Genomic DNA, 23,431 nt, shown 5'->3' with positions numbered 1-23,431 from the left:
TAAAGAGGGGTTAAAAGCTGCTGGTGAATGGCATCAATTAAAACCTTTGTTTCCTTCGTTAGAAGGAAAATCTGTTCTTGACTTGGGGTGCGGATATGGCTGGCACTGCAAGTTCGCAGAAGAACAAGGAGCTACAAAAATATTAGGGATCGATTTAAGTAAGAAAATGATTGAGGAAGCCCAAAAGCGCAATTCAGGAAATCAAATTGAATATCGTATTAGCGGATTAGAGGAATATGACTATCCAGAAAATGAATGGGATTGTGTTATATCTAATTTAGCTCTGCACTATATAGAGGACATAGTGGAAATATTTCAAAAAGTGTATAGGACATTAAAACCAGGTGGAATTTTTCTTTTTAATATCGAACACCCTGTTTTTACCGCAGGAGTTGGGCAGGATTGGATTTATACAGATGATGGGAAACCGCAATATTGGGCGATTGATAATTACTTTATAACAGGAGAACGAAATACACATTTTTTAGGATGTGATGTAGTAAAACAACATCACACACTTACACAGATTATAATGGGATTGCTGAACAATGGGTTTGAGCTTAAAGTTGTAGAGGAAGCAGACTTTTTAGAAGAATTTGATCCACGCTATAACGAAGAAGGTGTATCAGAACTTGATGAACAATTTGAGCGGTTGCCAGACGGACACGAAGCAAAACGCAGTTACTATTTAGGCTTCCGACAAGCACAAAGTGAAGCAAGACCAAACATTGTTATTAGTCTATTGAAGTTAAATTAGATGCTAAAAATTTGTAATTAAGAAGGAGTGATTACATGAACAAAAATATAAAATATTCTCAAAACTTTTTAACGAGTGAAAAAGTACTCAACCAAATAATAAAACAATTGAATTTAAAAGAAACCGATACCGTTTACGAAATTGGAACAGGTAAAGGGCATTTAACGACGAAACTGGCTAAAATAAGTAAACAGGTAACGTCTATTGAATTAGACAGTCATCTATTCAACTTATCGTCAGAAAAATTAAAACTGAATACTCGTGTCACTTTAATTCACCAAGATATTCTACAGTTTCAATTCCCTAACAAACAGAGGTATAAAATTGTTGGGAGTATTCCTTACCATTTAAGCACACAAATTATTAAAAAAGTGGTTTTTGAAAGCCATGCGTCTGACATCTATCTGATTGTTGCAGAAGGATTCTACAAGGGTACCTTGGATATTCACCGAACACTAGGGTTGCTCTTGCACACTCAAGTCTCGATTCAGCAATTGCTTAAGCTGCCAGCGGAATGCTTTCATCCTAAACCAAAAGTAAACAGTGTCTTAATAAAACTTACCCGCCATACCACAGATGTTCCAGATAAATATTGGAAGCTATATACGTACTTTGTTTCAAAATGGGTCAATCGAGAATATCGTCAACTGTTTACTAAAAATCAGTTTCATCAAGCAATGAAACACGCCAAAGTAAACAATTTAAGTACCGTTACTTATGAGCAAGTATTGTCTATTTTTAATAGTTATCTATTATTTAACGGGAGGAAATAATTCTATGAGTCGCTTTTGTAAATTTGGAAAGTTACACGTTACTAAAGGGAATGTAGATAAATTATTAGGTATACTACTGACAGCTTCCAAGGAGCTAAAGAGGTCCCTAGCGCCTACGGGGAATTTGTATCGATAAGGGGTACAAATTCCCACTAAGCGCTCGGGACCCCTTGTAGGAAAATGTCCTAAGTGTGGCAACAATATTGTATTAAAAAAATCGTTTTATGGTTGTTCAAATTATCCTGAATGTACCTTCACTTTAGCTGAACATTTTAGAAAGAAAAAACTCACCAAAACAAATGTAAAAGAATTACTAGAGGGAAAAGAAACCCTGGTAAAAGGAATCAAAACGAAAGATAGAAAGTCCTACAATGCCGTTGTAAAAATCGGAGAAAAGGGATATATTGATTTTATCTATGTATGAGAACGTATTTTTTGAAATGCTTGAGCGAATCATTCAATTAGAAAACGAAAAAGAATAGAATCACAAATCACAAGTGATTAATCACAAATCACTTGTGATTTGTGATTGTTGATGATAAAATAAGAGTAAGAAGAAATAGAAAGAAGTGAGTGGTTGTGGGAAATTTAGGCGCACAAAAAGCAAAACGAAATGATACACCAATCAGTGCAAAAAAAGATATTATGGGGGATAAGACGGTTCGTGTTCGTGCTGACTTGCACCATATTATAAAAATCGAAACAGCAAAGAATGGCGGAAACGTAAAAGAAGTTATGGATAAAGCCTTAGAAGAATATATTCGGAAATATTTACCTGACAAACTTTAAAAGGAGTGAAAATGAAATGGCAGTTACTTATGAAAAAACATTTGAAATAGAGATCATTAACGAATTATCGGCAAGCGTTTATAATCGAGTATTAAACTATGTTTTGAATCATGAATTAAATAAAAATGACTCTCAATTATTGGAAGTCAATTTATTAAACCAATTAAAGCTTGCAAAACGTGTAAATCTTTTTGATTATTCTTTAGAAGAATTACAAGCCGTTCATGAGTATTGGCGGTCAATGAATCGCTATTCAAAACAAGTTTTGAATAAAGAGAAAGTGGCTTAATATGGCAAATATAGTCAATTTTACTGACAAACAATTTGAAAATCGCTTAAATGATAATTTAGAAGAATTGGTTCAAGGAAAAAAAGCGGTTGAATCGCCAACCGCTTTTTTACTTGGTGGGCAACCAGGGTCAGGGAAAACGAGTTTGCGATCAGCAATTCTTGAAGAAACACAAGGGAATGTTATTGTCATTGATAAAGAGGGGTTAAAAGCTGCTGGTGAATGGCATCAATTAAAACCTTTGTTTCCTTCGTTAGAAGGAAAATCTGTTCTTGACTTGGGGTGCGGATATGGCTGGCACTGCAAGTTCGCAGAAGAACAAGGAGCTACAAAAATATTAGGGATCGATTTAAGTAAGAAAATGATTGAGGAAGCCCAAAAGCGCAATTCAGGAAATCAAATTGAATATCGTATTAGCGGATTAGAGGAATATGACTATCCAGAAAATGAATGGGATTGTGTTATATCTAATTTAGCTCTGCACTATATAGAGGACATAGTGGAAATATTTCAAAAAGTGTATAGGACATTAAAACCAGGTGGAATTTTTCTTTTTAATATCGAACACCCTGTTTTTACCGCAGGAGTTGGGCAGGATTGGATTTATACAGATGATGGGAAACCGCAATATTGGGCGATTGATAATTACTTTATAACAGGAGAACGAAATACACATTTTTTAGGATGTGATGTAGTAAAACAACATCACACACTTACACAGATTATAATGGGATTGCTGAACAATGGGTTTGAGCTTAAAGTTGTAGAGGAAGCAGAACCGCCTAAAGAGATGATGGATATTCCGGGTATGGAAGATGAACTTCGCCGCCCGATGATGTTACTTGTAAAGGCGATAGCGAAAAAATAATATCTCTATTAGGAAAACTGATATACCCCAATTTAGAGAATGGCATAGTAATTCCTAGTGATAAAGAGAAAATGATTGCACTGGCAAATAAATACATTGAAAAAGAAAATGTAGATGCACTCATTCTCGCCTGTACGGAGCTGCCACTTGCCATAAAGCCCGAAGATGTTAATGTGCCAATCGTGAATACAACCCAAGTACATATCAATGCAATTTACCAATATGCAATTCGATAAAAATAGCAAAGCCAGCCGAGCCAGTCAACGGTCAAGATGAACGGCGCATTTCATGCGCCGCCGTTGACAGCCCCGCCCGTCTTTGCTAAAGGGTAATCAAGGCGGGAAAGCCCTAAAATGGCTTCCCCGCCCATTTCAATTTTGGGAAAAGAAATGCTCCAAAATCAAAAAGAGAGCGGCCAAGCACTTTGAGGGATTGGCCGCCTTGTTCACCCATTCAGCGGAACGGCGGGCGGCGGTCAAGGCCGGGTGCAAACCCGTTCATTTCAGCCTTGACGGTTGCCTGCTGTCCTGCTACTTTTCCGGGAGTGTGGCCACACTTCGGGACACTTTGTCCACAAGTCGGAGCGAAGGACGAGGGACGGGGGCTTTCATATACCTGCCGCCGTTCTCTGAAAACAGGCCGATTTTTTGCTCATTCCCATTCGCAAAAATTCAGCCTGTTTTCCTGCCGGAGCAAACGGGGTGCAAGAAGCACCGCACCCCGTTTCCTCTGTCAGCCACGCCAGCAGGTATAACACACTACACTTTGCAAGCAAAGTCGTGTGCCAAAGGGGGCACCCCTTTGGAAACCCTAGACAACAAAACAGGCGGTATGCTGCCCTCTCCGGGAGCATACCGCCGTTTGTTGTCAGCAGCCCGTTTCACGGTCTGCGTGTAGTTCCTTGTAAACTGACCTAAGGTGGAAGCTAAAACAAAGTTTTATCATGAAGGATTATATTTGGACTAATGAAAGTGTGAATAAATGATTGGGAAAAATAAACCTTTCACCTCTTTTCTGGTGAAAGACTGAAAGGCACTTTGTGCGAGTGTCGTTTCAATGTGAGCCATCTTAGAGTAAAATCAGGATGGCTCACATTGGGTTAAAAGGATGAAGAGAAACTTGCGTTTCGTAGAAAATGTGGTAAAAGGTATCAGATGAAAGATGACCGGGATATGAACTATGACATCAATTAACAATAAAACAATTACGAGCGTATATGAAAAAATGAAAGCTTACGAGAGAATAAGCAAGAAACTGTTCATTTTGCTATTCATGCTGGTCTTTTATGGGTATTCATCCATAATTGCACAGCCGTCCATACCCGCTGGTCAGGTAGATATATTTGTAGGGGCGGATTTCAACTACCGGGATTTGTTTCACAATGGGAAAATATATGAGATTTTGCTGAATCTGACTCCCGGTGTGAAATGGAACATGGGCAAGGGGTGGCAGGCGGCAGCACAGGCATTAGTGCCGGTGTATAACGACTATGGCGACCGATACAAGAAAGTACGGTTGAACATGGCGGTGTTATCTAAAGAGGCGCATTGGCGATCCCGGTGGTTCCTGAAAGCAAGCGGCGGCTTGTTCGGCAGGGAGCGGTATGGATTGGACTTGAAAGGGATGTATGTCGTAAACCGCTGGTTGGCATTGGAAGTGCAGGCTGGATTAACCGGCTATTGTTCAATGGCAGTGGACTGGGAAGCAAGTACCCCCAAACGGATTACCGCCTTGCTGGGCACCGATGTCTATCTGAACAAATGGAATACGCAGTTCCGCGCAAGGGGCGGACGTTTCCTCTATGAAGATTATGGAGCCATAGTTGAAGCCATGCGGCATTTCAACCACTGTACGGTCGGATTGTACGGCGAGTATAGCAACGAGGGCGGCAAGAATGCCGGTTTTAAGGTGGTGATGATGATACCGCCTTACAAGCGGAAACGGCGCACTGTCAATTTCCGTCCGGCTTCTAATTTCCGCCTGACATACAGTATGGAAGGTGACGCCTATGCCAACAAAATGTACACGACCGACCCGGAGGAGAACGAACGCGAGGGCTGGTTTGACCGCAATGCCCTGCAATGGGGCAGCAACACCATGAAGCCGGACTTCTCGGAAAAGGAAGGAGGGCGGAAATGAGAAGATTATTGATTGGCCTCCTTGTCGTGATGGGCTGCATTCCGATATTGAGGGCGCAAGAGTATTCGGGCGTTACCGGCATGATCCACGTGCCCACGGCGGAAATGGCGACAGAGGGAGAAGCCCGTATCGGTTTCTTCTTCCTGAATCAGGAATTTCTTCCTGACACCTACCAGTATGAAGGAGAGAAATTCAACACGACCAACCATTTTCTGGCCATCACCCCCTTCCCTTGGATAGAAATAGCGTATGTCTGTACCATACTGAAGGGGATTGACAACGATGGCCATGTCGGACATAATAAGAAAGACCGGTACTTTCACCTGAAAGTGCGTCCGCTGAAAGAAGGCAAATGGTGGCCTGCAATTGCCATAGGCACCCAGGATCCCGGCAGCAAGGTGAACGAGTCCTATGCCGAAGGCAAATATCCGGTCAACGACTACTTCCAGAATTATTATATAGCCGCCAGCAAACACGTCATGTACAGGCGGAATGAATTTGGTTTTCATTTGACCTACCGCTATTTTACATCGGATTTCAATGCCAAATGGCGGGGCATAGCCGCCGGTATCACCTATCGCCCGTCCTTTGCCAGAAACCTTCGGGCAACGATAGAATATACCGGTGACGATATCAACATCGGCGCAGACTGTTTGTTGTGGAAACACCTCTTTTTGCAGGCAACCTTGCAGAATGGGAAACATTTCACAGGTGGCCTGTGTTTCAAGTTAAACCTGTTGGGCAAGACCCACCCTGATTGAAGACACAAACAATACGGATATAACTACTAGAATACAGAATTTCAAAATAACCTAATTTAATCGTTTAATTATTTTTAGAAATGGAAAATCTTAGAAATCTATCAAGATGGGGAATGTTCGCATTCCTTAGTGTGGCTTTGTGCACCAGTTTCGTAGGGTGCAGTGACGATGATCCGGATTACAGCAACGTGACGCCGCCCACGGTGTCCGTATCGCACAGTATCAGCGGGCGTGTCACCGGCATGGACGGCAACGGCCTTTCGGCTACCGTGAGCATGAACGGCGAATCGACACAGACCGGCGCAGATGGCACGTTCACTTTTGACGATGTGGATGCCGGAAGTTATACCCTGACGGCTTCCGCTCCGGGGAAACAGTCCAAGGAAACAACCGTCACCGTTGCAGAAAGCGGAAGCGGAGCCAATGTCGTATGGAACGTGTCATTGCCCAATGAAGGCACGACCATTGAAGTAGCCGCCAACGGCGATACGGAGGCCAACGTGACTTCAGAGACCATCGAAGGCAATGACGAGGGCGCGGTCACAGTGGCTGTCACCGTACCCGAGACGGCGGAATTGCCTGCGGGAAGTTCCATCGTGGTTACCCCGCTTTACACGCTGGATGAAGCCGAAGCCAATACCCGTGCCACTTCCCGTGCTGCCGAAAGCGTCATGCTGATTGGTACAAGCGTGGCTTGCACCGATGCGAACGCCACGCTTTCAAGTCCCATCGAATTGGCTTACGATGTGGATGCGGAAGTGGCGCAATCCATCACGGCACAGAAATACGTGAACGGGCAATGGGTGGATGCAGAATATACTGTAGAAGGCGGACAAGTAATCGTGTTTGCCGACCAGTTCACTTCCTATACGTTGCTCTTTGGAGCGGATGTGACTTCTTCCTCCACAAGCACGCCGTTGGCCTTTGAACAAGACCTGTGGGACAACCTGTATGGATCGGGTGACATGACCGTTGGTTCGGCCTCGTTCACTTATCACATCGGAACGGAAATCACTTCGTCCGGGACCAGTCGGATAACCGCTTACCTGATTGAGATTCTGGCCCGCATTGCCGGCGCAGGTGTCACTACGGCTACGGGAACTTACCCCATCAATGTGACCTTGCCCGTCGGTACGGCCTTGCACGTGGCAGGTACTCAACAAGTGACCACTTTGACCGTCTCCGCATTGAACCGTTCCGTCAGTGGAAGACAATACGGTGATGTGGCAGTCGTGACAACCTCTTACAACAGAAACCATAATGGAGGGACGAGTGACAATTGATTGTTGTTTCTCACCTTGTAGACAGATATATTAAAAAGCACTGTCTGCAATTACCTGCAAGTAGTTATAATAGCCGCCCGGAATCAGGACGGCTATTTTTGTAGCTGTATCCGAAGCAGGAAAGAAATCGTAAGTTTTCGGGAACCACAGGTACAACCTTTGCATGTGAAATGGCGACTGCAACTATGAACCCAAATGTTGTAGTCGCCATTGTTTTGTTGTACCTGTATGCAAGTAGTTGCATTGTCTATCAGACTCTCTGTGCATTTTGCATTGTCTGCACTCTTGCCGGATGTTGTAATATCCGTTCGTTCGGATGCCTGCGTTACGCTTGCATAATCCCAATGACTATTTTACAATCAAACACCCGTCATGGTGCGGCTCAATTTGTTTTGAATCGTTCTAAAAAAATAATTATTCATAAACTCTGAACCGGTCGCATGGATTGTGGTTGATAATTTCTATTTTTGCCCATAAACGAGGTAGCACATTCTGATGAGAGAATGCACTACGGATAATATGACTAGCAATGAAAGTATCCTTGACACAAAAGATATATGCCGGGAACTTCCTGTTGCTGGCCGCCATAGTCGGAATGGTGGTTATCCTCTTTCGTGAGCGTAGCCGGATGCGGGAGATAGATTTCGAAGTGCATGACCTGCAATCGGTACGGAATGACATCCATGCCGCACACCTTCACATCACCGAGCTTTCCCTGCTGGGCGAGAGCCTGATCAGCCAAGAAAATGCAGATACGGCAAACTATCGCCAGAAACGGCTGTCCACAGACAGCCTGCTGCTGGCCTTGAAGCCCCGGTGCAGGCAGCATGTACGTCCCGAACAGATAGACACGCTCCGGCACCTGCTTGCCGACAAGGAAATGCACTTGTTCCGTGTCGTGGAAGCCATCGGGATACAGGATGCTGCTGACAGTCTGCTTGTCCACCATCTGCCCAAAGTGGCGGAACGTGCCACCCGCATACGCACCGTGAGGAAAAGAAGGGACAATATACTGGGAGCGTTGGGCGCCAAGAAAACCGTCCGGGTTTTGCCTTCCGCCGGAGAACTGCACGCATTCAGTGACAGCCTGATTGCCATGCAGCAGGAAGGGACGGAGGATATGGAAACCAGTGCCGACAGCCTGTACGCCCGCAATCTGGCATTGAACGCCCGGCTGAACCACCTCATCAAGAATCTGGACAGGCAAGTGCAGGAAGCCTTCTTTCAGCGTGAGCATAAGATAATGGAAGCGCAAAGCCGTTCCACGCTCCTGCTCACCTCTACCTTGTCCACCGCCATCCTCCTTTTAATCCTGTTCCACATCGCCATCCACCGGGAAATCCGCCGCAATCATGGCGAAAAAAAGAAACGCGAAGAACTTATCGGCGAATTGCAGGCGAGCAATGAGAAGAACCGGCAATTGCTGCAATTCCGTCACAACCTGATGCAGACTGTCAGCCATGAAATGCGCACGGCCCTGACGGCGATAAGCGGCAATGCAGAACTCCTGCTCCGGGATGAAGCCCTGGAAGACCGGGTACGCCACATATTAACCGTGCGTGAATCTGCCAGCCGCATGGCTTCCATGACCACCGAGCTGCTGGAATTTTTCAGGCTGGAGATCCATAAAGAAAAGCTGCATATCCGTCCATTCCGCTCCGAGTCAATAGCAACTGTGTTGGAAACGGAGTTCGCCCCTTTGGCTGAAGCCAAAGGAATCGAATTCGTGACTGACAACCAGACGACAGAAGTGCTGGGAGGCGATAAGGAGCGCATATTGCGCATCGGAAGCAACCTGCTCTCCAATGCGGTCAAGTTTACCCGCAGCGGTCGCATTACACTCTGCACGGACTATAAGGACGGCAACTTCATCCTGTACGTGCAGGATACCGGGACGGGCATCCCGGAAGAAAAGCAGGAACAGATTTTCGCCCCCTTCGAACGTCTGGGCAATGCTGTGACTCAGGACGGCTTCGGGCTGGGCCTTGCCATTGTGACCAATCTCGTACAGCTGATGCAGGGTTCTGCTTCCGTACAGAGCAAACCTGGCATAGGAAGCCGCTTCACCGTTGTCCTGCCGCTGCCGAAAGCCGAAGAAGTACCGGAAGAAGAGAAGTCAATGGATGTCCGTCCTTCACTGGCCGGATGTTCCGTGCTGGCCATAGACAACGACCCGGTGACGCTCCGCCTGATGCGCGAGATGTACCTTCAATGTGGCGTTTCATGCGACAACTGCCTTACGTTGGCCGAGCTGACCGACAGGATACGGAGCAAGGATTATGACCTGTTGATAACAGACTTGAGAATGCCGGAAGCGAACGGCTACGAGATTCTGGAACTGCTGCGCATGTCCGACATCGGCAATTCCCGTGAACTTCCCATCGTGGCAGCTACTGCGGCCGGCTATGTATCGGAGGAGGAACTGAAAGAAGCCGGATTTTCCGGATTGCTTCCCAAGCCGTTTTCCATAGACGAACTGATGGAGGCGACACGGCACTGCATCCGTGAAAGAGGGAACCGGCAGCCGGACTTCTCCGCCCTGTTGGCTTTCGGCGACAAGCGGAAAACATTGGAGCAGCTGATTGCCGAAACGGAGAAAGAGATAGAGGAAGTCCGGAAGGCATCCGAAAGGAAAGACTTGACAGCCTTGAACAGCTGGGTACACCATTTGAGGAGCTCATGGATGGTGATACGGACGGAACGCCCCTTGCAGAAGTTGCACGAAGCCATCCACAAGGAACCGTACTCGGACGAAGAAGTCGCCTATGCAGCCCGTGCCGTGTTGGAACAAGGAGAAACCATCATAGAAGCCGCCAGAAAGGAGATGAAGAAATGGGAAAGATAATCGTAGTGGAAGACAACCTTGTGTACAGCAGGTATGTCTGCAATTTTTTGGAAGAAAACGGATACCGGACAGTCAGTACCTCCGATTGCACCGGTGCCCGGAAACTGTTTTCAATGCTGGAAGATGACGACATCGTGCTTGCCGACCTCCGGTTGCCTGACGGTGACGGCATCCTGTTGCTTGAAGAACTGCGCCGCGAGGGGAAGCACAATCCCTACGTCATCATGACGGATTATGCGGAAGTGCCTACCGCCGTGCGTTCCATGAAATCCGGAGCGGAAGACTATATCCCCAAGAAACTGCTGACCAGCCAGCTTCCCGCCATGCTCCAAGACTTGCAGAAAAGGCAGTCATTCCATGAGGAACCCCTGTTCATAAGGGAGAGCGAAGCCTACCAGAAAGTATTCGGACGTCTCCACGTCCTAGCCAAAGCCGACATCTGCGTGATGGTTCGGGGTGAGAACGGTACAGGAAAGAAACATATCGCTGAAAAGATACATGCCCAAAGCGACCGTGCGGACAAACCGTTCGTGACAGTGGACTGCGGGCTGTTATCCGAAAGTCTGGCCGCTTCCGCCTTGTTTGGGCATGAAAAAGGGGCTTTTACCGGGGCGGTCGGGCGCAAGGAAGGCTATTGGTCGGAAGCCGAGGGAGGAACGTTGTTCCTGGATGAGATAGGCAACCTTCCCCTCGGCGTACAGCAGATGCTGCTCTGCGCCATACAGGACAGGCGTTACCGTCCTGTCGGCGGCACAAAAGACAGGAAAGCCAACGTGCGCATCATCACCGCAACGAACGAGAATCTGGAAGAAGCCATATCGGAAAGGCGTTTCCGCCGGGACCTGTATTTCCGATTGAGTGAGTACACCGTGAAAGTACCCCCGCTCAGGGAATGCCCGGAAGACATCCTGCCGCTTGCTGAATTCTTCCGGGAACTTTACAACCAAGAGCATGGCAGACAGGTAAAAGGTTTCGATGCGGAGGCGAAGAAACGGTTGCTGGCCCATGACTGGCCGGGAAACGTACGGGAACTGAAACAGGCGGTCCAATCCGCCGTGCTTTTTGCCCAAGGGGAATTGGTGACGGCGGAAGAATTGAACTTGGATGAGTCCGGAAAGCCTTCCGATCCTGACATTGCCTTGAAAGGGGAATGCATGGAAAAGAAGCGGATATGCCAGGCTTTGGAAAAGGCCGGGCATAATCGGAAAGAGGCCGCCAGACTGCTGGGCATAAGCCGGAGCACGCTGTACGAGAAAATGGACCTGTATGGGATTCAGACGAAGAGGTGACATGGCAGGGGAAAGGACGAAACGGAATGGAAAAAAGCGGAAAGAAAGGGCGGTACTGTGTACGAAAAACGGACACCTGTCCGGAAGTCGGACACGGGAAGGAGGCTGCCTATTCTTCCTTAAAACAAATTTTCGTCTGCCAAGAGCTTGATTTGCAAGAAATTGCATACAAGTTCATCACCATAACATTGTAATTGGACTATCATTTGCTCCTATGGATGTATGTGCGCACATTTCATCCGAGTAAAAACAAAAAATTAGGAACAAATGGAACATCTCACCTTGACGGAAACCGAGTTTTTCCGTCTGATAAGCAATCCCGACAGCCGCACCGGGTTACGCACGGCCTACGATGAGTTTACACAAAGGGTCATCCAACTCTGTCTCATCCCGCCCGAAAGCGGACATCCGGTACACGCCCTGAGCTATGCGGAAACGGAGCTGCAATACCATGAGGCCCTGCAAGGCAGGAGCCATGAGAGCGAACTGAATCTGCATGTACACAAGGCCCTTGCCTTTGTGCGCAAGATGCTACGGTTCCTTGCCCGGGAATACCATCCGTTGCCGCCCTCCCACATGTTTACCGGCGAGAAAACCGGCGCCCCTCCTTCTGATGCCCCTCCGATATGTTGGACAGGCAGCATATCCGACCTAGTGGAATTATTGTACGGGCTCGACACCCTGAAATGTATCAACGGCGGAGAAACCGGTATCCAGGAACTGATGGTCCATTTCTCCCGATTCTTCGGCATGGAGTTGAAGCCCAGTCAGTGCTACAACGCCTATGTGGATATCCGTCGTCGGAAAAATGACAGCCGTACCTATTTCTTCGACCGGGCTTCCGAAAAGCTGAACGAGCGAATCGTGAAAGACGATGAGCGGGAACGGGCACGCAAGAGATGAAAGTTTTTCTGTCTGATTCATGACCGGGAACAAGGTGTATGGGTAGAAGCCCCTTGCTCCCGGTTTCTTTTTCCTGTTCTAGCAATGACAATTTGCAAGAAAATGCTCCAAAATTTCGTATCTGTCGGTCAAATGATTATTTTTGCCCTCCAAACGATTACGCATGAATATAACCAATATAGACGACATACGCAAACTGGCCTCCGGCGATGAAGGGGGACGGACAGAATACAAGCTGATCACCGGGCAGTTGGAGCGCGGCATGGAGACACTGTGCGCCTTCCTCAACGGCGAGGGCGGTACGGTACTGTTCGGCGTGGCTGACAACGGGAAAATCACCGGTCAGGAAGTGAGCGACAAGACGAAACGGGAAATTGCGGAAGCCATCCGCCTATTCGAGCCGTTTGCCACGATAACGGTCTCATACGCAAACATTCCCGACACGGACAAACAGGTCATTGCCTTATATGCTGAGGAACAACGCTATATGCGTCCGTTCACATATAAAGGCAGGGCTTACCAGCGGATAGAAAGCGTGACGTCTGTCATGCCGCAGGACAAGTACAACCACCTGCTGATGCAAAGGGGCGGCAAATACAGTTGGGAGGCAATCCCCAACCCCGACCTGCAAATCAGCGACCTCGACGAGAATGTCATCATCGGTGCGGTACGCGCCGGAATCAACTGCGGACGCCTGCCGGAAACCACCATTCGCGAAGAAATACCCGCCATCCTTGAAAAATTCGACCTGTTGCATGACGGGAAGCTGAACAATGCCGCCGCCGTACTGTTCGGGCGCAATCTGTACGACTATCCCCAATGCCTGTTGCGAATGGCAAGGTTCAGAGGCACAAGCAAAGAGGAATTCATAGACAACCAAAGACAGCAAGGGAACATCTACGCGCTATTGGACGCTGCCATGTCGTTTTTTTTCAAGCACCTGTCCTTGTCGGGTAAAATAGAGGGGCTGTACCGTGAAGAAAAGCTGAGCATACCTTACAAGGCATTGAGGGAATGTTGCATCAACGCCTTTTGTCACAGAGCCTACCACCGTCCGGGCGGTTCGGTGGGCATCGCCATTTATGACGACCGCGTGGAAATAGAGAGCAGCGGCGCGTTCCCTCCCGACATGACCCTTGAAAAACTGCTTGGCGGACACAGTTCAGAGCCGCCCAACCTCATCATAGCCAACGTGCTTTACAAAAGCGAGTTGCTGGAAAGCTGGGGTCGCGGCATCAGCCTGATGATAGACGAGTGCCGCCGTGCCGGCATACCCGACCCGGAATTCCACACGGACGGGAGTTCCGTATGGGTGGTATTCCGCTATGAGATGGAAACGGCTGGACAAGCATCCGACAAGCATCCGACAAGTACCCGACAAGCACCCGACAAGTACCCGACAAGCATCGTCCGGCTCATTGAACTGATAGGGGAACACACTTGCTCGCTGAAAGAAATGATGGGAATGATGGAACTGAAGGACAGGGAGAATTTCTTGGGCAATTACCTTAACCCGTCTATGGAAGCCGGATTGGTGGAACCGCTCTATCCTGACCAGCCGAAACATCCCAAGCAGAAATACAGGCTCACCGAACAAGGAAAGGCTTTGCTGGAAAGGGGTGAGTAACATGGTGAAGAAGAAAAGGAAACACGGCGGACACTACTGCAAGGTATGCGGCTGCCACAAGTCCAACGAGAGCTTCTCGGGCAGAGGACACGCGCTGCACATCTGCAAGGAATGCCAGTCGCTTCCAAAGGACGAACAGGCGGACATGATGCGCTGCAACGAGGTGGAACGCGCCGCGTTCCGCTTCCCCATGAGGCGGCAGGACTGGGAACTGCTGGAAAAATATGCCAAGAAGTACAAGGACAGGGAGTCGGGAAAATTCGCGCAGGAGATGCTGGACATGAAACGGGGCGTTTTTGTGCCGGAAGAGGACGATGAAGAAGCGGATGAATGGAACAACGACATTTTTCAGGTAGCGGAAACCCCGTTTTCGGAATTGGAGGAAGACACCCGTACCGCCATGGAGGAACTACTGGAGGACAACATCAACGAGTACATGATACACAAGGACTATATCCCCGAAGGGAAGGACTTGCAGGACATAGCCGATTGGGTGTTGAAGGAAACCAATGACACGTTTTACTTGAAAGCCGTTCCCGATGACGCCTACCGCAGGCTGGTGGATGATACCGTCCGGAAGATGGTCAAGGAGTGGAAAGACGACGGCTTGGAGATAAAGACCTACGCCGAGTCGCTCACGATCATGGAAACGGAACGGCTCGTCATCCGCAAAATCACCCGCAAGGACACGGGCGCGTTGCTCGCCCTCATGGGCAAGTCGGAAGTCATGTACGCATGGGAACACGGCTTTGACAAGAAGGAGGTGCGCCAATGGGTGAACCGCCAGTTCTCCCGTTACCGCAAGGACGGCTACGGGTATTTCGCCCTTGTGTTGAAAGACGGGGGCAAACTTATCGGACAGGCCGGGCTGATGAAAAGCGTGATAAACGGGAATGAAGCGGTGGAACTCGGCTACATCCTGGACAATGCGTATTGGCACAACGGCTATGCCACGGAAGCCGCCCGAAGATGCCTGCGGTACGCTTTCGAGAAACTGGGCTTGCAAGAGGTCTATTGCAGCATCCGTCCCGAAAACACGTCCTCCATCCGTGTGGCGGAAGCCATTGCCATGAAACCTTGCGGCAGCCATACCATTATATACAATGGAAAAGAAATGCCCCATCTGCTGTATAAAACGGAGAAACCAATGCAGTAATTTTCATTTCAATTGTCAATCAACGAGAAAAGGACAATCCTTAACCCGGTCTGAACATCCAGCCAAGTTAAGGATTTTCCTTTTTTCGCCTATGGCGTTTTTACTTGCCCTGCAAGAGGTGTTGCAGTTCCGGGTCGGACTGGATGCGCTGCAACTCGTCGGCGACAATCTGCCGCACTTCCGCCTTGATGCGGTTGTAGTTCTCCTGTATCATTTCCTTCATGCGGTCGTTGCCGTCGGCATCGGTGAAGTCCGTGATGACGGGGATGGGCTTGTAAGCCTGTTCCTCGCGCTTCACCTTCTCCACGTCCACCACAATCTCGCAATGAAAGATTTTCTGCTCGATGCGCTCGTTGAAGTTGTCGGCCACCGCGCCCACGAACATGCCCTGCGTCAGCGTGGAAATCTTGCTCGCGGGTATCAGGCTCTCCATCTGCGTGTTGATGGAGGTGGACTTGTCCTCCCGGTTGATGGTGACGCTCTGCCGCTTCTGCAAGATTTTGCCGAAACGCTCGGAAAGCGTTTTGGCGGTCTCACCAACGACTTGACCCGAAAAGATGTTTCCCACCGTGTTCATCACGACCGCCGCTTCTTTGTCCCCATAATCGCGTTTCAACTGCGAAAAGTCCTGAAAGCCGAGGCAGACCGCCACCTTGTTGCTTCGGGCAGTGGCGATAAGATTATCCAATCCCTTGAAGTAAATCGTAGGCAGCTCGTCGATGATTACCGCCGACTTCAGCTTGCCCTTCTTGTTAATGAGCTTGACAATTCGGGAATTGTACAGACCCAACGCCGCGCCGTAGATGTTCTGACGGTCGGGATTATTGCCGACGCAGAGAATCTTAGGCTCATCCGGGTTGTTAATATCCAACGTAAACTCACTGTCTGACATGACCCAATAAAGCTGTGGGGAAATCATGCGCGAGAGCGGTATCTTCGCTGATGCGATTTGCCCCATCAACTGCTCGGCTGCACCTCCCTGCCAAGCGTCCATAAAGGGCGAAAGATAGTTTTCCAACTCCGGATAGCTGGTGAGAATAGGGAAAACATCCTCATAACGTCTGTTCAGCAACTCAATGGCGTGTGGGAAGGTGCAATACTTTCCATCCTGATAAATCCGTAAAAACCAGATAATACTGGCAAAAAGTATAATCGGACTCTCCACGAAGAAGTCGCCTTGCTTTTGCACCCAAGTTTTGTTCAAATTTAATAAAATGGTATAGGCACTTTCGTAGGCATCGGTGATGTCCTCCATGAAATCCGGGTGAATGGGATTGCAGCGGTGGCTCCGGCGCGGGTCGTCGAAGTTAATGACGTAGAACTTCGGCTTGACCTTGTAGCCGTCGCCGTGGTTCATCAGGTGGTTGTAAGCGATGGTGGAAAGGTCGCTGAACTTGAAGTCATAGATGTACATCGAGTAAGATTTTTCAATCATCTGCTTGATAAAGCTGTTTACCACGGCATACGACTTTCCGCTGCCCGGAGTGCCCAATACGATGGAAGCGCGGAACGGGTTTACCACGTTGATGTACCCGTCGTTCCACTTCTTCCTGTAATAGAAGCGCGTAGGCAGGTTCACCGAATACTCGTTCTCCATGAGGCGCGTCTCCTGCATGAAGCTCTCGTTTTCCACGTTGAACACGTCATCCATGAGGTTGGTGCGCAAGAGGCGGCTCATCCACGTGCCGGACATCAGGAGGCAGACATAGCCCGCCGCCATCGAAGCGGCATAGAAGGCTACGTTGGCTTCCACGGGCAGCGGCAGGGAGAGCATCCACCAGTTCAGGAAGAACAGGGCCAGCCCTGCGGCAAGCACCGTCCAAATCCTGCCCCACGTGATTTTTTCCTCCTTCACGCCCTTTGTACCCAAGCAAGAGAGAGCCAATAGCAACAGCGCAAAAAGTTTTGTGTAAAGGATATGGTGGAACAGTCCGGCGGTGCGGTCGAAATTGACCAGCACCCGGTCCACGACACCGATGTCGATGCCCCACAGCCTTACGGCTTCATACCCGTACCAATAGAGGTGGACGACCACCAGAATAATGCTCACGGCGCGGAGAAAGTCCATGATTTTCGCCAACGCCCTCAAATCGTCTTCCTGTTGTGACATAAATCTGTTTCTGTTTTTAAGTTGAACAATATGTCCGCAAGGCTTTCCCCGGACATAAGCATACCTCAAGTCCGACCTGAGCCTATCTCAAGTCCGAGGTGAGGCTACCAAAGGTCTGACCTTAGATAGCCAAAGGTCTGACCTTTGCTTGGATGCCCTGCGGACGGATAATTTATAATCCCAAACCCTTCCGGCGTTTCTTCCGCTTGCGTTTGAGTTCGCGCTCGAAGGCGGCTTCTTCCGCCTGTGCGCCCGATGCGTCGCCGCCAAGCAAGCCCAAGCCCGTGGAATGGCTCTCGCCGTGTTCCACATAGGTATGGGCTTCCGCCTGCGGTTCGTCCCGTGTAAGGGTGAACGGCATCGGCGGCGTGTCCGCATACGGCAAAGTGAAGTGCTCCTGCAAGGCGTTGGCGGAAAATTCCCTGCCCAGCCGGGAGCCGTTCAGCACACAGCCCGTGCGGTGGTCGATGAAGGTCGCCCCGTAGATGCGCCCCCCGTCCGTGTGGCGGAACACCACATCCACGCCCTTCGCTTTGAGCAGGGCGACAAATTCATCCTTGCGGTACGTCCTGTCCAATACGGCAGCGACGGTCTTGCGCGTCATGTCCGCCAGACGCTTGTCGCGGATTTGGGCATTGGGATACTCAAACCTGCGCAGCACGGCTTCATAGCCGACGGACTTCCCGATGCAGGATGCCTTGAAGGGATTGCCGACCTTGTTCCCGCCATCATCGGTGGCGGAATAGACCAGTCCGTGATACTCGCGTCCGTTCACCATGCCACGGGCTTCCTCCACAGTGACGTTGTAGAGGGAGAGCAAGGCGCGGTATTCGCCCATTGTCCGGAACTTGTAGGTAGCCATCACCGCCTTGACGGTGTTCGACACCTGACGCTTCACGTCTCCCTGCGAGGCATCCACCTTGCGCAAGGAATTGTCGTTACGGTGCTGCCTGCGGTCGGCGGGGTGCAGACCGTACTTGCGTTCCAGCTCCGTGGTGATGCGCTTGCTGCGGCGATGGATGAAATCCTTGTTCAACCGCCTGCCATTCTCGTCCACATTGACGGAGACGATATGCAGGTGGTGGCGGTTGATGTCCTCATGTTTGAAAATTAGATAAGGCTGGTCGCCGTAGCCCAGCTTCTCCAGATACTCCCGCGCGAGACTTTCCATCTCCATGTCCGTCAGGCGGTCGTCGGGATGCGGATTAAGGGAGATATGGATGACCTTGTTCCGTGTGCGGACGTTCTCCGGCATGTACCGTTTGAAATCCTGTTCGGCACGGGCGATGTCCACCCGTCCGCTGCCATCGTCGAAGACCTTGTTCCCGGCGAGCAGCTTCCCCTCGCCCTCGTTCACTTTCATGCCGTTGTAAGCCAACGCCCCGTACAGCGACGTGCCTACCGTGATTTTTGCGACCATCTTTCCTGAAACTCCCTTGAAAGTTCAACGACCTGCCGCGTGATTGCGGCCAGTTCCTTCGTGCATTGCTCCAGCTTGTAGAGCAATGCCATCGCCTTTTTCTCCGAGAAATGGCAGCGCAGCTCCTTGACCGTCTGGTTATAGTTGTTCCCCACCATGCGGTACTGCGCATGGAAAGCGGACAGCTTCGTGCAGTAGTCGAGCAGCGTCTTGTCCGTGACCAGTACCCGGAACGGCTGTCCGAAGAAGTGCGCCTTCAGGAACACCGCCCTCGCCTCCACGCCGGACTTGCCGTGCATAGCGAGGAACCTGAGCCATTCCCCGTCGTCGAAACGCACCATCACGCAGTGCGACTTGCGGCTTTCCCGTGGATGCCGCCCCCACTTGGGACTGTCAGTCCCGTTCTTTTTCTTGTTCTCGTTCATATTACAATGGATTTAGTGGTGTCACGGCATAAGCGTAGCTTCGGCAACCGCACCGCAGGTGGAAACAGGCTTCCCGACTTCGGAGAGGAAGCCCTCCCCGTGAGGGGCAAGGTCGTTTCGGGAGTAACCCGAAACCCTTTGAGTTACTCAAAGGACACCTTGCTGTGTCTTTGAGGACACAAAAATCCGTGGTAAACGGATTGGGGATAGACCTGCCATTACCCATTTATAAGGCATCGGTCGCCCGATACCTTTCTGCTGCCCAAAAGAAGGACGGAGCCGGGGTCTGCGGTGCGCGCTTTCGGCTTTGCCCTGCCGCTTGGGTGCAAAGGTAGGGTGTTTTCCAAGTCTGAAATACGGCTCAAAAACGCCACAAGCTGCCACGACAGCGCCAAATGCTGCCACGCAAGTGAAAAAAACATAGTTGCCTGCCTGTCCGTTTTCAGATTTGCGAACCGGAAGGCATTCTTGCCCGCCTGCCAGTTCACCTGCCTGCCTGTCAGTCTGCTTGCCCTTGTGCCTGCCTGCCGGCACGCTGGCATACAGGCATTGGAGCGGGGAAATGCCAAAGAGCATAAACCAGCCAAACAAAGAAACTGTTGGAAAGCGATGGAGGAATGTGCTAAGATGTCCACGAGACTACATTTAGCACAAGTGAAAAAGAGTTCTTCATGTTTGTAGTCAATATGTTTGCGAATCCGCAAGCATTCTTGCCCGCCAGCCTGCTCACCTGCCTGCCAGTCTGCTTGCCCTTGTGCCTGCCTGCCGGCATACAGGCATTGGAGTGCTGAAATGCCAAAGAGCGAAAATCAGCCAAGCAAGAAAACTATTGGAAAGCGATTGGTAGGAATGAATTAAGATGTTCATGAGTCCACATTGGCCACAATAGAAAAAGTTCTACCTATTTGTGGCCAATATGCCTGCGAACCTACAAGCTAGCATTCTTCCTTGCCAGGTGGCAGGCATTCTTGCCCGCCTGCCAGTTCACCTGCCTGCCAGTCTGCTTGCCCTTGTGCCTGCCTGCCGGCACGCTGGCATACAGGCATCGGAATGGTGAAAATGCCAAATAACGGCCACAAGCCAAACGCAAGATGAGTGGCGATAAGGCCGGGTAAAGAACGCCACAAGCTGCCACGACAACGCCAAATGCTGCCACGCAACGGCAAAAGGATACAACCTTTGAGAAAGCCCCTTTCCTTTGCAGGCGAAACGGTCGGCACGCCTGCCTGCTTCCGGGCTGACATCCTTGCCAACCTGCCTGCCAGTCCGCCAGCCCTTGTGCCTGCCGGCACACAGGCATACAGGCAAAGGCTTGGTGGAAAGGCAAAGGGCGGATGCCGTTTCAATGGGCCAAACGCCAGGAAAAGCGGTGGAAAGGGTGGCCAAAGAACGCCACAAGCTGCCACGACAACGCCAAATGCTGCCACGCAACAGCAAAGAGACACAACCTTGGCGAAAGTCATTTTCCTTTGCAGGCGGAATGGTCGGTATGCCTGCCCTTATGCTTGCCTGCCGGCACACAGGCATGGATGGGAACAGGCATACCGGGAGGGATGCCGGACTGCCTGCTCGCTTACCGGGCGGATGGCTGCCGACCGGACCAAGAAACGGATGTCTAACAAATAAAAAAGAAGAAAGCATGAAAAAAGAACCTTTGTTCATCGCCTTCTCCACCCAGAAGGGAGGAGCAGGCAAAACGACACTCACCGTACTGATGGCGAGTTACCTGTATTACGTGAAGGGATATGACGTGGCGGTCGTGGACTGCGACTATCCCCAGTTCAGCATCAAGGACATGCGCGAACGCGACTTGAAAAGTATCGAGCGCAACCCGTACCTGCGCAAGCTGGCATACGAGCAGTTCAAGCGCATCGGCAAACGCGCCTACCCGATTGTGGGGAGCCGTCCCGGCAACGCGATTGAAACGGTCAGGCCATTTGTCGAGTCGGCGACACCGCCCGACTTCATCTTCTTCGACCTGACGGGTACGGTGAACAACCTCGACCTGATCCGGACAGTAGCGACGATGGACTACATCTTCTGCCCGATAGCCGCAGACCGTTTCATCATGGAAAGCTCGCTGAAGTACGCGGGCGTCATCAACGACACGCTGATCACTACCGGCAAGTCGAACATCAAGGGCATCCGCCTCTTGTGGAACATGGTGGACAAGCGCGAGAAGACCGACCTGTACGACATCTATGACAAGGTGATAGCCGGGATGGGGCTTGAAGTGCTGGACACCAGTCTGCCCGACAGCAAGCGTTTCCGCAAGGAAGGCTCTGAGGAAGGCGACCGCCCGTTTTTCCGCTCCACGCTGCTGCCGCCGGACAAGGCATTGGCGAAAGGGAGCGGCATCGATGCCCTCGCGGAAGAAATACTCGGCATCGTAAAGCGTTGAACCGATGGCCAAGAAACTCGATGTCGATATTGACCCCGGCAAGTTCCTGGATTCGTTCCGTCCGGAAATGCCCGCGCCCGCCTCCCCGGGGAGCCTCGGAACAGATGGCAACACTTCCGCAAAGGAGGCCAGGCTGGCGGAAAAACCGAAAGCAAAGGTGGGCAAGGATGCCACGGAAAAGGAAGAGGAATACCTGGAACGCTTCCTCCATGCACCGAGAATCCCCGTGTGTTCGGGCAAGACCGCCTACATCCGCAAAAGCTACCACGAGCGGATACAGCGTATCGTGCAGGTCATCGGGAAGAACGGGCTTACGTTGTCGGTCTATGTGGACCGTGTGCTGGAGCAGCACTTCCGCGAATACGAGGAAGTGATCCGCCGACTTTACAAGAAAAATTACGAGGACATTTATTGATTTTATTCACCCTAAAAAACGAAAACAAGATGGGATTTTTCAATTCGAGAATGAAAAAGAAGGGGAATGGCAACCCGAAGGCGGACACTCCCCAAGTGAACAATCTGGAAAAGGCGGACGTAGTCATCCACATTGTGGACGACACCCAATTAGAAAAAGCGGCGGTGTTCCTCCGCTATCTGACGCCCAGACAAGGAGCGCACCGCCAGTGCATTTACCTCAGCCGTGAGATGCACGGGAAGCTGTCCCGCATTGTGCGGACACTGGGCGGGAACGGCAGCACCATTGGCGGGTACATCGAGAATGTGCTGGAAGAGCACTTGCAAACCTATGGGGACGACATCAATGCCCTGTTACGCCGTGAAACCTCGCAACCGCTCTGACGATGGCCGAGCTGCTCATCGTGCTGATGATGGCCTTCAACCTATGGATGGTCATCTACCTGACTTGGGAACGCCGGGAAGAAAACGTACCCAAGGAGGACAAGGAAAAGGATGTGGGCGCACCGGAAAGGTCCGGCGACATCATGGGGAAAAGCCTGTTCCGGATGCCTGAACGAAAACCGCAGGCTGCTGCACCGATGTCCAATGCCACCGTGCAAGCCCCCGGCGAGGAGGTGGACGAGAAGGACGTGGCCTTTGACGATGAAACTGCCTCCCCCAATAGCCGGCTTTCGGGAGCCAGGCCGTCGCGCCAAGTGCCCGACGAGGAACTGGACGAGGTGTTTGCCGACAAGCGTGTTTCCGACATCGGGGCGGAATATGACGAAGACGGAGATGATGACGGCGAGCCTCATGAAGCGGGAGGCATGACCTTCGAGGACATCGACCTTGCCATGCGGACGGTGAAGAAACCGAAAGCCACGAAAGAGGAACGCCGTCACGCCGGAATGGTGTTCTGCGACATGAAGGGCAACGAACTGTTCGCGATGATAGAAAAGAGTTCGGAAGCGACCCGCAGGAAACTGGACGAGCTGATGGACTACTATCTGGACTCCGTGTCGGCGGCGCAGGCAAACACTACACCGGTGATTATGCCCAAGAAAGCGCCCGCAGTTCCGGACAACTTCGAGGACTTCAACATCCGCGACTATGTATAACAAGTAAAAACGTAACAGCAATGCGAAAAAAGAAAATCGACTACGGCTAAACCATCGGCTTGCCACCGAGACCACTAAATCC

At 50.4% G+C, this 23,431-nt stretch carries 26 protein-coding genes and 1 pseudogene; 22 read left to right on the top strand and 5 right to left on the bottom strand.

Annotated elements, in window-relative coordinates:
* The 17 genes and pseudogenes from KTR07_RS16615 to KTR07_RS16535 all read left to right on the top strand — a co-directional run.
* Positions 1–757, top strand: a 757-nt coding sequence (locus KTR07_RS16615) for a bifunctional 2-polyprenyl-6-hydroxyphenol methylase/3-demethylubiquinol 3-O-methyltransferase UbiG (RefSeq protein WP_007487728.1), incomplete at its 5' end; no start/stop codon positions are given.
* Between the two features lie 35 nt (positions 758–792).
* Positions 793–1,530 (top strand): 23S rRNA (adenine(2058)-N(6))-methyltransferase Erm(B), encoded by a 738-nt coding sequence (gene erm(B) / locus KTR07_RS16610; RefSeq protein WP_004292767.1) that lies wholly within the window; start codon positions 793–795, stop codon positions 1,528–1,530.
* 169 nt (positions 1,531–1,699) lie between these two features.
* Positions 1,700–1,954 (top strand): annotated as a pseudogene (locus tag KTR07_RS28775) (topoisomerase DNA-binding C4 zinc finger domain-containing protein); the annotation flags it as partial.
* Between the two features lie 149 nt (positions 1,955–2,103).
* Complete coding sequence (locus tag KTR07_RS16600; protein WP_002321610.1) at positions 2,104–2,319, top strand: peptide-binding protein; 216 nt, start codon at positions 2,104–2,106, stop codon at positions 2,317–2,319.
* 16 nt (positions 2,320–2,335) lie between these two features.
* Entirely contained in the window at positions 2,336–2,608 is a 273-nt protein-coding gene (locus tag KTR07_RS16595) for an antitoxin (RefSeq protein ID WP_000301765.1), read from the top strand.
* A 1-nt stretch (position 2,609) separates the two neighbouring features.
* Positions 2,610–3,476, top strand: coding sequence for a methyltransferase domain-containing protein (locus KTR07_RS16590; protein ID WP_007857419.1), 867 nt, complete (start codon positions 2,610–2,612; stop codon positions 3,474–3,476).
* The gene (locus KTR07_RS28770) at positions 3,473–3,712 is read left to right on the top strand and encodes an aspartate/glutamate racemase family protein (RefSeq protein WP_071585656.1); all 240 of its coding nucleotides are present in this window, start codon (positions 3,473–3,475) and stop codon (positions 3,710–3,712) included. The genes KTR07_RS16590 and KTR07_RS28770 overlap by 4 nt, the downstream gene beginning before the upstream one ends.
* A 188-nt stretch (positions 3,713–3,900) precedes the next feature.
* Entirely contained in the window at positions 3,901–4,230 is a 330-nt protein-coding gene (locus KTR07_RS16580; protein WP_185150408.1) for a hypothetical protein, read from the top strand.
* Positions 4,231–4,655: 425 nt separating this feature from the next.
* Complete coding sequence (locus KTR07_RS16575) at positions 4,656–5,615, top strand: hypothetical protein (RefSeq protein WP_004292788.1); 960 nt, start codon at positions 4,656–4,658, stop codon at positions 5,613–5,615.
* Positions 5,612–6,376, top strand: coding sequence for a YjbH domain-containing protein (locus KTR07_RS16570; RefSeq protein ID WP_004322045.1), 765 nt, complete (start codon positions 5,612–5,614; stop codon positions 6,374–6,376). Before KTR07_RS16575 ends, KTR07_RS16570 begins: the two co-directional genes overlap by 4 nt.
* Positions 6,377–6,456: 80 nt before the next feature.
* Positions 6,457–7,659, top strand: a complete 1,203-nt coding sequence (locus tag KTR07_RS16565) for a beta-sandwich domain-containing protein (RefSeq protein ID WP_004292790.1) — start codon at positions 6,457–6,459, stop codon at positions 7,657–7,659.
* A 529-nt stretch (positions 7,660–8,188) separates the two neighbouring features.
* Positions 8,189–10,504: a hybrid sensor histidine kinase/response regulator gene (locus tag KTR07_RS16560; RefSeq protein ID WP_004292791.1), complete on the top strand. Its 2,316-nt coding sequence runs from the start codon at positions 8,189–8,191 to the stop codon at positions 10,502–10,504.
* On the top strand, positions 10,492–11,793 hold the full coding sequence (locus KTR07_RS16555; RefSeq protein ID WP_004292796.1) for a sigma-54 dependent transcriptional regulator: 1,302 nt from the start codon (positions 10,492–10,494) through the stop codon (positions 11,791–11,793). The genes KTR07_RS16560 and KTR07_RS16555 overlap by 13 nt, the downstream gene beginning before the upstream one ends.
* A gap of 26 nt (positions 11,794–11,819) precedes the next feature.
* Positions 11,820–11,987 (top strand): hypothetical protein, encoded by a 168-nt coding sequence (locus tag KTR07_RS16550; protein WP_008673580.1) that lies wholly within the window; start codon positions 11,820–11,822, stop codon positions 11,985–11,987.
* Positions 11,988–12,060: 73 nt separating this feature from the next.
* The gene (locus tag KTR07_RS16545; RefSeq protein WP_004292800.1) at positions 12,061–12,696 is read left to right on the top strand and encodes an RteC domain-containing protein; all 636 of its coding nucleotides are present in this window, start codon (positions 12,061–12,063) and stop codon (positions 12,694–12,696) included.
* Positions 12,697–12,859: 163 nt separating this feature from the next.
* Positions 12,860–14,323 (top strand): ATP-binding protein, encoded by a 1,464-nt coding sequence (locus tag KTR07_RS16540; protein ID WP_004292801.1) that lies wholly within the window; start codon positions 12,860–12,862, stop codon positions 14,321–14,323.
* 1 nt (position 14,324) lies between these two features.
* Positions 14,325–15,479 (top strand): GNAT family N-acetyltransferase, encoded by a 1,155-nt coding sequence (locus KTR07_RS16535; RefSeq protein ID WP_004292804.1) that lies wholly within the window; start codon positions 14,325–14,327, stop codon positions 15,477–15,479.
* 100 nt (positions 15,480–15,579) lie between these two features.
* On the opposite strand, the gene mobC is transcribed toward KTR07_RS16535, so the two are convergent.
* The 5 genes from mobC to KTR07_RS28450 all read right to left on the bottom strand — a co-directional run bounded on the left by mobC (position 15,580) and on the right by KTR07_RS28450 (position 20,513).
* A complete protein-coding gene (mobC, locus tag KTR07_RS16530; protein WP_004292806.1) occupies positions 15,580–17,589 on the bottom strand; it encodes a conjugal transfer protein MobC in 2,010 nt (669 codons plus the stop codon).
* A 172-nt stretch (positions 17,590–17,761) separates the two neighbouring features.
* Positions 17,762–19,009: a conjugal transfer protein MobB gene (gene mobB / locus KTR07_RS16525; RefSeq protein ID WP_004292807.1), complete on the bottom strand. Its 1,248-nt coding sequence runs from the start codon at positions 19,007–19,009 to the stop codon at positions 17,762–17,764.
* Complete coding sequence (gene mobA, locus KTR07_RS16520; protein ID WP_004292808.1) at positions 18,988–19,434, bottom strand: conjugal transfer protein MobA; 447 nt, start codon at positions 19,432–19,434, stop codon at positions 18,988–18,990. Before mobA ends, mobB begins: the two co-directional genes overlap by 22 nt.
* A gap of 147 nt (positions 19,435–19,581) precedes the next feature.
* Positions 19,582–20,010: a hypothetical protein gene (locus KTR07_RS16515; RefSeq protein WP_032539464.1), complete on the bottom strand. Its 429-nt coding sequence runs from the start codon at positions 20,008–20,010 to the stop codon at positions 19,582–19,584.
* A 359-nt stretch (positions 20,011–20,369) separates the two neighbouring features.
* A complete protein-coding gene (locus KTR07_RS28450) occupies positions 20,370–20,513 on the bottom strand; it encodes a hypothetical protein (protein WP_234136941.1) in 144 nt (47 codons plus the stop codon).
* A gap of 16 nt (positions 20,514–20,529) precedes the next feature.
* Between KTR07_RS28450 and KTR07_RS16505 the strand changes: the two genes are divergently transcribed.
* From KTR07_RS16505 to KTR07_RS16485, 5 genes are read left to right on the top strand one after another with little or no spacing between them, the layout of a single operon-like run.
* Positions 20,530–21,060, top strand: a complete 531-nt coding sequence (locus KTR07_RS16505; RefSeq protein WP_192921436.1) for a hypothetical protein — start codon at positions 20,530–20,532, stop codon at positions 21,058–21,060.
* 13 nt (positions 21,061–21,073) lie between these two features.
* Positions 21,074–21,835 carry a ParA family protein gene (locus KTR07_RS16500; RefSeq protein WP_004322043.1) on the top strand — a complete coding sequence of 254 codons (762 nt, stop codon included), beginning with the start codon at positions 21,074–21,076 and terminating at the stop codon, positions 21,833–21,835.
* Between the two features lie 4 nt (positions 21,836–21,839).
* Entirely contained in the window at positions 21,840–22,250 is a 411-nt protein-coding gene (locus KTR07_RS16495; protein WP_004322040.1) for a DUF3408 domain-containing protein, read from the top strand.
* A 29-nt stretch (positions 22,251–22,279) separates the two neighbouring features.
* Positions 22,280–22,633 carry a DUF3408 domain-containing protein gene (locus KTR07_RS16490; protein WP_004322038.1) on the top strand — a complete coding sequence of 118 codons (354 nt, stop codon included), beginning with the start codon at positions 22,280–22,282 and terminating at the stop codon, positions 22,631–22,633.
* A 2-nt stretch (positions 22,634–22,635) separates the two neighbouring features.
* Positions 22,636–23,349, top strand: a complete 714-nt coding sequence (locus KTR07_RS16485; RefSeq protein ID WP_004322036.1) for a hypothetical protein — start codon at positions 22,636–22,638, stop codon at positions 23,347–23,349.
* The last annotated feature ends 82 nt before the right edge of the window (positions 23,350–23,431 follow it).

Source organism: Bacteroides sp. MSK.20.82 (assembly GCF_019052485.1).
GTDB classification, from domain to species: Bacteria; Bacteroidota; Bacteroidia; order Bacteroidales; family Bacteroidaceae; genus Bacteroides; species Bacteroides thetaiotaomicron.
Note: the sequence above shows the minus strand (reverse complement) of the source record. Positions and strands in the feature narration are given on the sequence as shown.

Excerpts from the sequence above, each read along its gene's own strand:
- KTR07_RS16490 (WP_004322038.1), top strand. The coding sequence starts at position 22,280 with ATGGGATTTTTCAATTCGAGAATGAAAAAGAAGGGGAATGGCAACCCG.
- mobA (WP_004292808.1), bottom strand. The coding sequence starts at position 19,434 with ATGAACGAGAACAAGAAAAAGAACGGGACTGACAGTCCCAAGTGGGGG.
- KTR07_RS16550 (WP_008673580.1), top strand. The coding sequence starts at position 11,820 with ATGGAAAAAAGCGGAAAGAAAGGGCGGTACTGTGTACGAAAAACGGAC.
- mobB (WP_004292807.1), bottom strand. The coding sequence starts at position 19,009 with ATGGTCGCAAAAATCACGGTAGGCACGTCGCTGTACGGGGCGTTGGCT.
- KTR07_RS16485 (WP_004322036.1), top strand. The coding sequence starts at position 22,636 with ATGGCCGAGCTGCTCATCGTGCTGATGATGGCCTTCAACCTATGGATG.
- KTR07_RS16495 (WP_004322040.1), top strand. The coding sequence starts at position 21,840 with ATGGCCAAGAAACTCGATGTCGATATTGACCCCGGCAAGTTCCTGGAT.
- KTR07_RS16590 (WP_007857419.1), top strand. The coding sequence starts at position 2,610 with ATGGCAAATATAGTCAATTTTACTGACAAACAATTTGAAAATCGCTTA.
- KTR07_RS16565 (WP_004292790.1), top strand. The coding sequence starts at position 6,457 with ATGGAAAATCTTAGAAATCTATCAAGATGGGGAATGTTCGCATTCCTT.
- KTR07_RS16555 (WP_004292796.1), top strand. The coding sequence starts at position 10,492 with ATGGGAAAGATAATCGTAGTGGAAGACAACCTTGTGTACAGCAGGTAT.
- KTR07_RS16595 (WP_000301765.1), top strand. The coding sequence starts at position 2,336 with ATGGCAGTTACTTATGAAAAAACATTTGAAATAGAGATCATTAACGAA.
- KTR07_RS16570 (WP_004322045.1), top strand. The coding sequence starts at position 5,612 with ATGAGAAGATTATTGATTGGCCTCCTTGTCGTGATGGGCTGCATTCCG.
- KTR07_RS16535 (WP_004292804.1), top strand. The coding sequence starts at position 14,325 with ATGGTGAAGAAGAAAAGGAAACACGGCGGACACTACTGCAAGGTATGC.
- KTR07_RS16500 (WP_004322043.1), top strand. The coding sequence starts at position 21,074 with ATGAAAAAAGAACCTTTGTTCATCGCCTTCTCCACCCAGAAGGGAGGA.
- KTR07_RS16575 (WP_004292788.1), top strand. The coding sequence starts at position 4,656 with ATGACATCAATTAACAATAAAACAATTACGAGCGTATATGAAAAAATG.
- mobC (WP_004292806.1), bottom strand. The coding sequence starts at position 17,589 with ATGTCACAACAGGAAGACGATTTGAGGGCGTTGGCGAAAATCATGGAC.
- KTR07_RS16545 (WP_004292800.1), top strand. The coding sequence starts at position 12,061 with ATGGAACATCTCACCTTGACGGAAACCGAGTTTTTCCGTCTGATAAGC.
- KTR07_RS16540 (WP_004292801.1), top strand. The coding sequence starts at position 12,860 with ATGAATATAACCAATATAGACGACATACGCAAACTGGCCTCCGGCGAT.
- KTR07_RS16515 (WP_032539464.1), bottom strand. The coding sequence starts at position 20,010 with ATGCTCTTTGGCATTTCCCCGCTCCAATGCCTGTATGCCAGCGTGCCG.
- KTR07_RS16560 (WP_004292791.1), top strand. The coding sequence starts at position 8,189 with ATGAAAGTATCCTTGACACAAAAGATATATGCCGGGAACTTCCTGTTG.